Here is a 12,220-nt window from a genome sequence, read left to right on the forward strand (position 1 = left end):
TAAGAATTGACAACAAAACAGGCTCCAGCCCATGCGCCGGAGCCTGTTTTTTTATTGTTCCTTCAGCGGGCCAAAATCAGCGGGGCAATAGCAATAAAGCCGATCACGAGGGCAGGCAGCAGCGGCAACAGCGCCCCCAGCGCGGCCCGTCCGGTGTGGCCTACCGTGACGCGCAAAGCGAAAAAGGCCAAGGCACACTGCGCCGCTGTGCCCAGCAACGTGGCAAAGGCCAGCGCCAACGCCCCCGAGGTTTGGGCCGCCGCCGCCAACGCCGCCCGCTGAATCTGCTGCGGATTCTGGCCTGCCGCCGCCAACGCCGCGTCGGAGGGCAACCACGCGGCAGCCGGGGTGCTGAGCGCCAACACGATGACCAGCAGATACAGCGGCACCAGCAGGGCAAACGAGGCGCTGAAGATTTCCGCGACGCGGCTGCCGCGCAGGCTTTTGCCCCGGCCCGCGCCCAAGCGCCCTAAGCCCCACATCACGGCGAAGGTCAGCACGGTCAGAAAAAAGCTGCCGAAGGCGTTGGTGACGTGGGCAATGAAGGGCGGCGCGGCTGTTTTGGTCAGTTCGGCGGCCAGATTCGCGGCGGGCCGTACCAACAGCGCATACGCCACCCCCGACAACGCCGCAGGCACCACCACCGCCGCCCAGTACCGCCACGTCAGGGGGTCAGATTCGGCCAACTGTGCGCCAAATCTACGCGGCCCACTCAGCAAGTCGGTGGGCAGCGGGGCAGAAACAGTAGCAGGCGGCGGCACGATAGGGGCAGGCTTACGGGAGCGGGAAGAACGAGACATTGTACCCAGTGTAGGGGGCCAGCCCTGCACAACCTATGGGCCATGTTCAGGCCGTTCTCTTTTTGTTCAGGTCTGTTGGGGCTTGGAGCCATGGCAGGGCAACCCCCCCGAATGTAGAGACAACTGTGCTTTGGCGCTCCCCTCAAGGGGGGCTGGCTGCGAAGCAGACTGGGGGGTTTGCATTCCAACGCCGAAGGTGAACCCCCCGTTGCTGACGCAACGCCCCCCCTTACAGGGGAGGACAACTGCTCTTTCGTTTCCTTCCAAGGGGGCTGCCTGCGAACTGGTAGAGCTGCGAAGCAGACTGGACGGGCGCAGCAGCAACATCAGCTTCACTGCAATCCGCTGATCATCTGCGTGACGGCGGGCAGGGTCAGCACGCCCGCCACCACGCCAAACAGCACGACGCCCACGTAAGCGGCGCTGAGCCACGGCCCCGGCGCACTTTTCACCGCAGGGTCAGGTCTGGGCACCAGCCACAGATGCAGCACCAGCAGCACCACACTGCCGAACAAGAGTGCCCCCAGTGCCAGCGGAATAGTCAGCGCGGGGTTGCGGAGCAGTTCGGCACTCTCGGTGGGATCGGGCAGGTTGCGGCCCGCCAAAAACGCGCCCAGCCCGACAGCAATGGAGTTGTTGAGGGCATGGACGATGACGGCGTTCCAGAGGCTTCCGGTGTGCTGCGTCAGGCGGGCCATCGCGTAGGCCAAGGGCAAAATGCCCGCGATGCTGGCCGGGACACCGTGCGCTACGGCAAAAGCGAAGCTGGACATCAGGGCCGCTACCGTAAAGCCCGCCGCCCGCTCGTGCCCGCGCATCATCAGGCCCCGGAAGGCCACTTCTTCGGCAAAAGGAATCAGCAGGCCCGCCGCCAACAGCAGCGCCCACAAGTCGGCCCCCTGACTGAGAAACTGCGGAATGGCCCCCGCGCCCGCCGGAAAGAGCACCAAAAAAAACAGCGCGAAGGCCCGTGACGCCAAGAACGCCAGCACGAACGCGGCGAGCGCCAACCCCCAAGAAGGCGGCGTGCGCCAACGCGAATCGCGCACCAATGCTTGCATGGCGGGCTTAAAGACGGTGACTGCCAAAATGGCATTGACTACGAACGACAGTAGCAGCGCCGTTCCCAGCGGCACGCCCTGAGACATCAGCACGGCCGACACCACATTTTGAGTCAGGAGCAGGGTCAGCGCGGCCCGGTTGCCGTCCACCGCCCGAATCCCGGAATCGGTGGGCGGCTTGACTGGGTATTCGGCGGGCAATTCGTCGGCGGGCCAAGTTGGCGCAGGTGGCTCAGGCTGGGTGTGCGTCGGGGATGAAGGGGCGTCCGGGGCCGTCATAGGGGCCAGCCTAGCGCGGAGAACTGGGAGAGAACGTGGGAGGTGGATCGTAGATCGTGGTGACAAGAATGGCTTCACTGGGATTCTTGCCAAGCTCACCACCAAGATTCAATATCTCTTTCCCACCGCGCCTTTCCCACGATCCACGATCTCCCCTCCACGTTCTCCTAGGCTTGCACCACAGCCCCCGTCAGCACCCCAATCGCCCGCTCCAGCGCCTCATCCGTCACCTGATGATGCAGCACGAAGCGCACCGAGTCCGGGCCGAGCGCGTTGGCATGCACCCCGGCGGCGGCCCAGCGTGCGGCGTGGGCGGCAGCGTCGGGCAGGGTGGCGTAGATGATGTTGGTCTGCACGGCGGCCAGATTCACGGCGAATCCGGCTCCGGCGAGGGCTTCGGCCAACTGGCGGGCGCGGCGGTGGTCTTCTTTCAGCAGCGCGGGGCCGTCTTGCAGGGCCACCAACGCGGCAGCGGCCAAAATTCCAGCCTGACGCATGCCCCCGCCCATCATCTTGCGGTAGCGGTGCGCCTGTGCCATCTGCGCCTTACTGCCCACCAGCACGCTGCCCACGGGCGCACCCAGCCCTTTGCTGAGGCATACGCTGACCGTATCGAACTGGCCCGTAATATCGGATAGCGGCACATCCAGCGCGGCGGCAGCGTTGAAGACCCGTGCGCCGTCCAGATGCAGCGGCAAGCCTTCCTGATCGGCCACAGCGCGGATTCCAGCCAAGACCTCCAGCGGAATGACCGTGCCCCCCGCCTTGTTGTGCGTGTTCTCCAAGCTGATGAGACCGCTAGGAGACTGGTGAATGCTGCGGCGCACGGCGGCCCGCACTCCTTCGGGGTCAGGAATGCCCAGCGGCGCGTGCACGAAGCGCGGCACCACGCCACTGAACGCGGCCATCATGCCCAGTTCCCATTCGTAAATGTGGCTGCCTTCCGCACAGATCACTTCATGCCCGCGCTGGGTGTGCAGCGCGATTGCCACCTGATTGGTCATCGTGCCAGACGGCATGAACAATCCCGCCTCGTGTCCGGTCAGGCGGGCCACTTCCTGTTGCAGGGCGTTCACGGTGGGGTCTTCGCCGTACACGTCGTCGCCCACCGCCGCCGCCGCCATCGCCGCCCGCATCTGGGGCGTGGGCGTGGTCACAGTGTCGGAGCGCAGATCGGCAATCAGGGGAGCAGGGGGCATAGGGGGAGTCTAGAGGGAAGAACCGTGAGTGGTAAGTGGTCAGTAGTGAGTGGGAAATGCATCACACTGAGTAGCTTCCAACTCTTTTGCTCTTCCCACTGACCACTCCCCACTCACCAGCTGTGCAGCGCCCGCACTGTAAGGCCATGAGTTGCCCCCCCGCCGCGCAGCCGTCATGATGGCGGGGTATGCGTGACCCCGCGTTGGACGCTGTGATGGAAGCCCTGAAAACCGTGAACGACCCGGAATTGCACCGCGATCTGGTGTCGCTGGGCATGATCGAACGGGCCGAAGTGTCGGGCGGTGTGGCCGCCGTGAAGGTCAACCTGACCACGCCCGCCTGCCCGCTGAAAGGCAAGATCGAGGGAGACGTGCGTGAAGCCGTGATGGCCGTGCCCGGAATCACCGATGTCGTCGTGACCTTTGGCGCGATGGTGCGTGCCCCCTCTCAGCCTGCCTTGCCCGGTGTAAAACATGTGCTGCTGGTGGGCAGCGGCAAAGGCGGCGTGGGCAAAAGCAGTGTGGCCGTGAATATTGCCGCCGCCCTCGCCCGCGACGGAGCCAAAGTCGGCCTGCTGGACGCCGACGTGTACGGCCCTTCTGTGGCGCACATGATGGGGCAGGGTGCGGCCAAAGTGACCGCCAATGCGGAGCGCAAAATGCAGCCCATCGAGGCGCATGGCGTCCGCTTTATTTCGATGGCGAACCTGTCTCCGGCAGGGCAGGCGCTCGTGTGGCGCGGGCCGATGCTGCATTCTGCGGTGCAGCAATTTCTGAAGGATGCTGCCTGGGGCGACCTCGATTATCTGATCGTGGACTTGCCACCGGGTACGGGCGACGTGCAACTCAGCCTCACGCAGACTGTGCAAGTCACCGGGGCTGTGATCGTGACGACGCCGCAGGACGTGGCTCTCATTGACGCGGCGCGGGCCATCGATATGTTCCGCAAAGCCAGTGTGCCCGTGCTGGGCATCGTGGAAAACATGAGCTACTTCGTGGCCCCCGATACCGGCCTGACCTACGACCTGTTTGGGCGCGGCGGCTCGCGCAAACTGGGAGCGGAACACTTGCTGCTGGGCGAAGTGCCGATAGACATGGAAGTCCGCAAGGATTCCGACGCGGGCGTGCCTGCGGTGTTGGCGCACCCGGATTCGGTGGCGTCGGCGGCCCTGACCCAGATTGCCCGCAACCTTGCCGGACAGGTCAGCGTGCGCTCTATGGCGCAGTCGTTGCAGCAGTCTCTGGCCGACCTGCCCGACCAACTGACCGTCGTATGAGCCTCGCCGCCGCTCCTTTCACTTCGCTGCCAACGCCGCTTCCCGCCCCGGAGCGCACCAAGACGCGCCTGCTGGAACTGATCAAGCGGCACGGCCCCCAGACCGCGCAGGACTTGGCCTACAAGCTGGAAGTCAGCGTGCCCGCCGCCCGCCGCCACCTGTGTGACCTGCAAGACGGCGGCCTGATCGAGTCGCGCACCGAGCGCCCCGGCGGACGCGGACGGCCCCAACACGTGTTCGCCCTCACCGATCAGGGCGAGGCGTCGTTTCCCAAAACCTATTCGGGCCTGTGTGTAGATGTGCTGAGGCATGTGCAGCAACTCTTCGGGCAGGGCGCGGTGATGCAGGTGTTCGATGCCCGCAGCGCCGAAATCGCCGCCCGTCTTCAGGCCGAGGTGCCGCTGTCTGCACCCCTGCCCGTGCGGGTGCAGGCCTTTGTGCGCGTGCTGTGCGAAATGGGCTTTGACGCCGTGCTGGAGCAGGACGGAGACACGTGGCTGGTCAGCAAACGTAACTGCCCCAACCTGACCGTGGCGCGGCAATTTCAGGAACTCTGCGTCAGTGAACTGACTATGTACCAAACGCTCTTGGGCGTGCCGATGACCCGTGAAACGCGGATCGCCTGCGGCCAAAGCACTTGCCTGTACCGGATCGGCCCCTGACCATGCCGCCGTCGCCGCCCACCAGTGTACCGGGTGGGGCCCATCTGCCCGCCAACGACACGCCCGCTGGCACGGCGCAGATGCTGCCGCCGCTGCATAGTTTGGTGGCGTGGCCCCCCGCCGAACTGGACGGCTGGCTGCGCCGTACCCAAGAGCGCCTGAACGTGCGGGCCTTCGGGTTGCCGCACCTGAACTTACGCGCCCCGTTCCGCACGCCGCTGGGCAGCCGCGATCTGGTCAGCGTTTTTCGTCACCTGCTGGCCGAAACCCCGCCCTTTGAAGTGCAGATTCTGGGCTGGAAACAGCTTCCCAACGCCCTGATGTTGGAGTGCGAGCGCCCGCCCGAACTGCTGGCCCTGCATCGCCGCGCCCTCGGTGCCGTGCCCAGTTCTCAGGCTCCTTACGACGGCGATTCCTACATGCCGCACCTGACCTTGGCCTTAGGCATTTTGCCTTGGGCCGAAGCGCACCTCTGGGAAGAAGTGCGCCACCTGACGCCGCCTGTGTCGCACTTTACGGTTACGGCCCTGAGTCTGACGCGGGAAATGCGGGGGGAAGTGCAGGAGCTGCATACCTTTCCGCTTGGGGAGCGGGGGATCGTCTGAGGGTCTAGGGTCGAAGGAAAAGCGAAAGCAAGGGCTAGAGCTTCTGTTTTCAATACCGACAACAGCGAACGTGGATCGGAGAACGTGGCAACCAAACCACAATCTCCGATCCACGATCTACTTTCTAGCTCTACTTCTGCTTACCCTTACACACTCACGGGCAGCTTCAGCATTCCCGCCAAGGCGTCCATAAAGCCGTCGAATCCGGCGAAATCGAGTTGCTGCTCGTTGTCGCTCAGCGCCGTAGCGGGGCTGGGGTGAACTTCGATGTGGATGCCGTCTGCGCCGACAGCGAGGGCAGCCTTCGCCAGCGGAATCAGCAGGTCGCGGCGGCCCGCAGCGTGGGTCACATCTACGATCACGGGCAGGTGGGTTTCTTGCTTGGCAAGAGCCACTGCCGACAAATCGAGGGTGTTGCGCGTCCACTTTTCGAAGGTACGAATGCCGCGCTCGCACAAGATGACTTCGTTGTTGCCTTCCGACAGGATGTATTCGGCGGCGTAGAGCCACTCTTCGATGGTGGCGCTCAGGCCGCGCTTCAGCAGCACGGGGCGGCGGGAACGGCCCACTTCGCGCAGCAGGGCAAAGTTGTGCATGTTGCGTGCGCCCACTTGCAAAATATCGGCGTGTTCGGCCACCACTTCTACGTCGCGGGTGTCCATCACTTCGGTAATGAACAGCATGCCGTTGTCGCGGGCGGCGCGGCCCCCGATGATCAGGCCGTCCACGCCCATGCCCTGAAAGCCGTAAGGGCTGGTGCGGGGCTTGTACGCGCCGCCGCGCAAGATTTTCACGCCTTTGCCTGCCAAGAACGCGGCGGTCTGATCCATCTGCTCTTCGGATTCGATAGAGCAGGGGCCAGCGATGATGGTGGGGGGCGCACTCCCACCGATCTGCACGCCGTCGATTTCCAGCACGGTGTCGTCACGCTTGACCTTGCGCGACACCAAGAGCTGCTTCTTGTCATTGCTCTCTTCCAGATCAAGGCTGGCCTTGAAGATTTCCTTGAAGATGGCCTTCACGGCGGCTCCGGTGAAGGGGCCGGGATTCAGCGCCTCCATTTCCTTAAGCTGCTTGTCTTCGCGGGCGGGGTCGTAGTGGTGTGGGCGGCCTTCCTGCGTCTTGGCGTGGCCTATCTGGGCCACCACTTCGCCGCGCCTAGACAGCAAAACCAGTAGGTCACGGTTGATCTGATCCACCTCGGCGCGGAGGTCTTCGATGGAGCGGTGCGGTTGTGTCATAGCGTCAGTGTAGGAAACTGAGCCGCAGGGGGGAGCGGGGCGTGCTAGTCAATTGAAAAGAGTTGTCCAAGTGTGGCCTGCCAAACACGGTTTTCTTACTCTGACGCTCCGGTTTGCCCGGCGTCTGGAGTATTGACCATATGTGCCGCCACCCGCGTCAGGGCCGCGTAAAACTCCTGCGCGTCGGCGGTAGCGATGCTGGGGGTGGCCCGCAGCGCCGCGTTCATGCACGCCAGCCACGCCCGCCCCCGTTTGGGGGTAATGACGTGGGGCAAGTGCCGCGCCCGCAACCGGGGATGGCCGTAGCGTTCGTGGTACAGCGGTGGGCCACCCAAAAACCCGGTCAGGAATGCCAGTTGCTTTTCGGCGGTTTCGGTCAGGTCGGTAGGGAAAATGGGGGCCAAATCGGGGTGTTGGGCCACCAATTCATAAAAGCGCGTGACAAGTTCGGCCAACGCTTCCGGCCCGATTCGGTCATACAGCGTGCCTCCGGGCGTGAGTTGCAAGGTGGGGGGAATGACGGTCATACGGGCAGGGTAGCGCGTGGGACAGACTTCAAGCCCTCAGGCCTTCCCAATTCGCCACAACAGCAAAAAGGCTCCAGCAAATGCCAGAGCCTCTCAAGAATTTGGGTCGAATGAGGCCAGAGCCTCAGCTCCAGTTCCACACCGTGGGTTCGTACTCGAAGGCCCCGCCGATCATGCGGCGAATGTGGCCCAGCGCGTGAAACGGGAAGTGGTAGCCCGTGACCCACAGTCCTTCCGTGGTGGCCTGATCGAACAGGCGCTGACGGGTGCGGGCCGCCAGTGCGCCGTCGGTGTCGAAGCCCACGTAAGCGCCCCGGTGCTTCAGGCTGATCAGGAAGTGTCCGGCGGCGTCTCCGAAGACCAGCAGGCCCGCGTTGCCGCTCTGGGCACGCACACTGAGGTGATTAAGTGTGTGGCCGGGGCTGGCAATCGCCGTCAGACCGGGCACGATTTCGGCTCCCGGCTGAATCAGCGTAAAGCGGTCTTTCAGGCCGATCAGGTTGGCCTGCACGGAGGCGTTGGGGTTGGCCTGAGTCGTCCAGAACTGGAATTCTCCCGCGCCCATGACGTGCCGCGCCTGCGGGAAGTTGGACTGCCCGCCCGTAGTCAGGCCGCCGATATGGTCGCCGTGCCCGTGCGTAATGAACACGGTGTCGATGGTGGCCGGATCAATGCCCGCCCGCCGGATGTTGGCGAGCGTCTGGCCTGTCGCGCCACCGCGCCCCGTGTCGATCAGCACGCGGTTTTTGCCCGTTTCGATAATGGTAGGGTTGAAGTGGTTGACCGTGTTGGTGGCGGCCACATGGTATTCGGCCAGCGTGGCGGCAAACTCGGCCTGACGGTCAGGATTCGCGCCCCAAGTGGGCAAAAGGGCGGCCAGCGGAGCCGTGCCGTCGCTGAGAACGATAACGGTCATATCTCCGATCTTCTGGCGGTAAAAGCCGTTGCCGTTGACGAAAGCGGTGGGTGCGGGCGGCGCGGCGGGGGTGGCCGGGGCAGCAGGCGTGGTGGTTTGCGCGAGGGCCAGCGGCGAGGCGGCGGCCACCACTCCAGTCAGGCCCAAGAGTTGCAGGGCGCGGCGGCGATCTACGGAAGCGGCGGGCAAGATGATTTGATCGTCAGACATGGGAAACCTCCGGCGAGTGGGCCAAGTGAAGGAGCAGCATTCGGTCTGTGCCAGATAGACGCCGCAACAGGTGGGGCCATCCAGATTGGAGTGAAATTACCTTTCAACGTTGAACGATAAATTCTCAATCAAAAGTATTCAGGCATACGCTGAACATTTGGCGGAGGTTTAGAAATGGGGGTTGTAGCCCTTTAGCTCCGGCTTTGGCCTTCCCCGCGCACCACCCATTTGGTGGTGGTCAGTTCGCGCAGACCCATCGGCCCCCGCGCATGCAGCTTTTGCGTGCTGATCGCCACTTCTGCGCCCAACCCCAGTTGCCCGCCATCGTTGAACCGGGGGCTGGCGTTGACCATCACGGCGGCGCTGTCTACGTCCTGCACGAAGCGTTCGGCCTGAGCGGGGTCACGGGTGAGGATCACGTCGGTGTGGTTGCCGTGCAGGGCGATAAAATCCAGCGCCTCTTCCATGCCCTCAACCACCCGAATGCTGGCGGTGAGGGCTAGAAACTCGGTGCAGTAGTCGGCGTCGGTGGCGGGTTGGGCCTGTACGCCAGCGGCTTGAAGACTATCGGTTTGAAGAACGGCCAACGCTTCGGCATCGGCCCGCAGATCTACGCCGTGTGCCGCGAGGTCTTGGGCAATGGCGGGCAGGGCAGGCAGCGCGGCGCGGGCCACCAGTAAGGTATCCAGCGCGTTGCAGGCACTCGGCTTCTGCACCTTGGCGTTGCGAATAATCTGCACGGCCAGTTCTACATCTGCCGGGTCTTGGGTAAAGCTGGCGTCCAGATACACATGCACCACGCCGATGCCGCCCACGATGACGGGCACAGTGGCGTTCTCGACGCAGTAGCGGTGTAACCCCGCACCACCACGCGGAATAATGGCATCTACGAGGGTATCGAGCCGGAGCAGTTCGCGCATCCGCTCGCGGGCCGGGTCATGGATCACCTGCACGGCGTCGGCGGGAAGGTTCTGGGCGTGCAGGGCGGCATGAATGGCCTCTTCCAGCGTCGCGTTGCTGAACACGGTCTCCTTGCCGCCGCGCAGAATCACGGCGTTGCCGCTCATCAGGGCCAGCGCCGCCACGTCTACGGTCACGTTAGGGCGACTCTCGTAAATCACGCCCAGTACGCCTAAAGGCACGCGCCGCCTAGAGACGCGAATGCCGCTGGGTTGTACTTCTTCGGGCGTGGTTTCGCCCACCGGATCGGGCAGGGCGGCCACTGCTTCCACATCGGCGGCGATGGCTTCCAGCGAGGCGGCAGAGAGCCTCAGGCGGTCTACCATGTGCGCGGGCAATTCGGCGGCCTGTGCAGCGGCGATGTCCTGCGCGTTGGCGGCCAGAATGCCTGCCTGCCGCGCCCGCAACTCGGCGGCGATGGCGTGCAGCGCGGCCACCTTCTGCGCGGTGGGCAGAGAACGCAGCACCCGCCCAGCGGCCCGCGCCCGCACGCCCATCTCGTGTACCGATGTGTTTGCTGTGTTGCCTGCTGCCTCAACCGCCGTCATGGGGGTAGCGTAACAGGGTGGGGGCGTCTAGGGGGCCAAAGGTCTAGGGTCTAAACAGGGCAATCGCTTTGCTCCCTCACCCGCTCTGCTAGCGCAGCTCTGCGAGTCCCCGGCCCTCCCTCCTCCCTTCGGGCTGTACCAGTCAAGGGTGAGGAGCTAAACAAAGCCCTTTGCTCTTGCTGTTAGCCCCCGCCCCTTGCGGGAGACTCGCAGAGCAGTGGTCTGGGGAGAGGAGTTGAATGAGCGCCAGCGATTGCCCTGCTTAGACCCTTAGACGCCCTTCAAGCTCCCCGCAAACTTCACCCCAATACCCGCACCAGCGGTTCCAACTCTTCCAGATGAAAGCGGTGGCCTGTGGCGTGCGCCAGTTGCCGCACCAGACGGCGGGCGGGCAGAGACGATAGATTCAGACTGGTGGCCCCCGTAGACGTGATCTGGGCGCGGCCTGTCAGGTCGATGACCGTGTGGTACGGCTGCACCAGTCCGGCGGGCAAACTCCCACCCGTGAGCACGATCAGGTCGGCGCGTTCGGTCAGGGTACTCAATGAGGAGTCGCGGCGGCTCATGGCAAAGCTTCGCACTCCGGCGGGCAGGTCACGGGCGGCGCGTTCGGCATCGGGAGAACTGTCGGCCACCACACCCACATCGGTAAAACCGAGGCGCGAGAGGGGCAGGGCGCGGGCCAGATCGTCGGCGGTGTTGCCCAGCAGGACGGCACTTGCGCCGCGTGCCGCGTAGCCGGTGGCCTCCAGCGCGTCCATCAGCGCCCCGGTCAGCGCATACGCGCCGTGACTGCCGCCAGTGCCAAAGCCACCCGTGAACGACACGGCGTCTACGCGCCCCACTCGCCGGGCGTCGGCGTCGGGGGTCACGGCCCCCAGCACCGCTTCTTCATGAGAAGGGCCAACCAACGCCCCACAAAACCGGAGGGTATGGCAGGCGTCCAGCACGGCCTTCAAGTCGGTATCGGGCACGCCCACCGCCACGATGCCCAGTTCACGAAAGGCGCGGGCGGCCCCCGCAGGCACACCGATCAGGGCAAGGGGCGCGGCGTCGGCATGGGCAGGCATCGGGGAGCAGTGTAGCAAGGGCGACTGTAGCAAGGTGCCTCCGCCGCAATCGCGCACCCCCTCTGCTGAGGCTGCCGCATACTGAACAGATGGTTCGTCTTGCCCCCCATAGATCAATGCAGAGCCGATCAGTCCAGCCCCGATCAATGGTCTTTGTAGCTGTAGCCCTCGCCAGCCTCGCACTAACAGGCTGTGCGCCCGCCTCTACAACAGGAATGACCGCCAACGCTGCGGCCAACCCCGCGCCCATTCCCAATGCCATAGACATTCCGGCCACTGGAGAAACCCGCGCCGCCCTCGTGATTTATCCGGGAGCCGCTGTTGCCCCCGAAGCGTACCGCTGGCTAGGAGATGCACTGGCAAGCCGGGGCATCCGCACCGTCATCGTGCGCTTTCCGCTGAATCTGGCCGTGCTGGAACCCAACCGGGCAAGCGGCGTGATTCAGGCGCTTGGCTTGCCCGCAGGCCGGGTCTTTCTGGCAGGCCACAGCCTCGGCGGAGCCATGGCCGCGCAGTTTTTGGCGGGTCAGGGGGCTGGGCAAGTGGCCGGGCTGATCTTGCTGGGAGCCTATCCTGCCGGAAATATCAGCCTGCGCGGGCAAGCTCTGGCGGTGCTGAATCTGGCCGCGCAAAATGACGGCCTCAGCACACTACCCGAAGTGCAGAGCAGCCTGCCGCGCCTGCCCGAAAGCACCCGGTTGGTGGTGCTGCCGGGAGCCGTCCACGCCGATTTCGGACGCTACGGCGAGCAGCGGGGCGATGGCCAGCGCAGCACTGCCCGCGAGGTGACTGAAGCGGCGATTGTCGGGGAAGTGGCCGGGTTTATTGAAGGGGCAGCGCGGTAAACCGGGCGATCAGAGGCCGC

12 protein-coding genes are annotated in these 12,220 nt (G+C 64.5%); 4 read left to right on the top strand and 8 right to left on the bottom strand.

Features of this window, described 5'->3' with window-relative positions; all coding sequences use genetic code 11:
- Positions 1–62 precede the first annotated feature (62 nt).
- The 3 genes from SU48_RS09710 to SU48_RS09720 all read right to left on the bottom strand — a co-directional run bounded on the left by SU48_RS09710 (position 63) and on the right by SU48_RS09720 (position 3,339).
- Positions 63–800 (bottom strand): hypothetical protein, encoded by a 738-nt coding sequence (locus tag SU48_RS09710; RefSeq protein WP_064015085.1) that lies wholly within the window; start codon positions 798–800, stop codon positions 63–65.
- 332 nt (positions 801–1,132) lie between these two features.
- Positions 1,133–2,140, bottom strand: coding sequence for a CPBP family intramembrane glutamic endopeptidase (locus SU48_RS09715; protein ID WP_064015086.1), 1,008 nt, complete (start codon positions 2,138–2,140; stop codon positions 1,133–1,135).
- A 167-nt stretch (positions 2,141–2,307) separates the two neighbouring features.
- A complete protein-coding gene (locus SU48_RS09720; protein WP_064015087.1) occupies positions 2,308–3,339 on the bottom strand; it encodes a threonine aldolase family protein in 1,032 nt (343 codons plus the stop codon).
- 188 nt (positions 3,340–3,527) lie between these two features.
- Between SU48_RS09720 and SU48_RS09725 the strand changes: the two genes are divergently transcribed.
- The 3 genes from SU48_RS09725 to SU48_RS09735 are packed head-to-tail and all read left to right on the top strand — an operon-like array spanning position 3,528 to position 5,883.
- Positions 3,528–4,616: an Mrp/NBP35 family ATP-binding protein gene (locus SU48_RS09725; RefSeq protein WP_064015088.1), complete on the top strand. Its 1,089-nt coding sequence runs from the start codon at positions 3,528–3,530 to the stop codon at positions 4,614–4,616.
- A complete protein-coding gene (locus SU48_RS09730) occupies positions 4,613–5,278 on the top strand; it encodes a helix-turn-helix transcriptional regulator (protein WP_064015089.1) in 666 nt (221 codons plus the stop codon). Before SU48_RS09725 ends, SU48_RS09730 begins: the two co-directional genes overlap by 4 nt.
- A 2-nt stretch (positions 5,279–5,280) precedes the next feature.
- Positions 5,281–5,883, top strand: a complete 603-nt coding sequence (locus SU48_RS09735) for a 2'-5' RNA ligase family protein (protein ID WP_064015090.1) — start codon at positions 5,281–5,283, stop codon at positions 5,881–5,883.
- Positions 5,884–6,029: 146 nt separating this feature from the next.
- Here the strand turns inward: SU48_RS09735 and SU48_RS09740 are convergent, their stop codons facing one another.
- From SU48_RS09740 to SU48_RS09760, 5 genes are all read right to left on the bottom strand, one after another.
- Positions 6,030–7,124, bottom strand: a complete 1,095-nt coding sequence (locus tag SU48_RS09740) for a bifunctional 3-deoxy-7-phosphoheptulonate synthase/chorismate mutase (protein WP_064015091.1) — start codon at positions 7,122–7,124, stop codon at positions 6,030–6,032.
- Between the two features lie 95 nt (positions 7,125–7,219).
- Positions 7,220–7,651, bottom strand: a complete 432-nt coding sequence (locus SU48_RS09745) for a globin domain-containing protein (protein ID WP_064015092.1) — start codon at positions 7,649–7,651, stop codon at positions 7,220–7,222.
- A gap of 124 nt (positions 7,652–7,775) precedes the next feature.
- The gene (locus SU48_RS09750; protein WP_082869738.1) at positions 7,776–8,777 is read right to left on the bottom strand and encodes an MBL fold metallo-hydrolase; all 1,002 of its coding nucleotides are present in this window, start codon (positions 8,775–8,777) and stop codon (positions 7,776–7,778) included.
- Positions 8,778–8,968: 191 nt separating this feature from the next.
- Positions 8,969–10,285: a glutamate-5-semialdehyde dehydrogenase gene (locus SU48_RS09755; RefSeq protein WP_064015093.1), complete on the bottom strand. Its 1,317-nt coding sequence runs from the start codon at positions 10,283–10,285 to the stop codon at positions 8,969–8,971.
- A 299-nt stretch (positions 10,286–10,584) separates the two neighbouring features.
- Positions 10,585–11,355 (bottom strand): hypothetical protein, encoded by a 771-nt coding sequence (locus tag SU48_RS09760; protein WP_064015094.1) that lies wholly within the window; start codon positions 11,353–11,355, stop codon positions 10,585–10,587.
- A gap of 215 nt (positions 11,356–11,570) precedes the next feature.
- Here SU48_RS09760 and SU48_RS09765 point away from each other — a divergent pair, with 215 nt between their 5' ends.
- Complete coding sequence (locus SU48_RS09765; RefSeq protein WP_064015095.1) at positions 11,571–12,200, top strand: alpha/beta hydrolase; 630 nt, start codon at positions 11,571–11,573, stop codon at positions 12,198–12,200.
- Positions 12,201–12,220: the final 20 nt, after the last annotated feature.

Source organism: Deinococcus puniceus, from assembly GCF_001644565.1.
In the GTDB taxonomy this organism is placed as follows: Bacteria; Deinococcota; Deinococci; order Deinococcales; family Deinococcaceae; genus Deinococcus; species Deinococcus puniceus.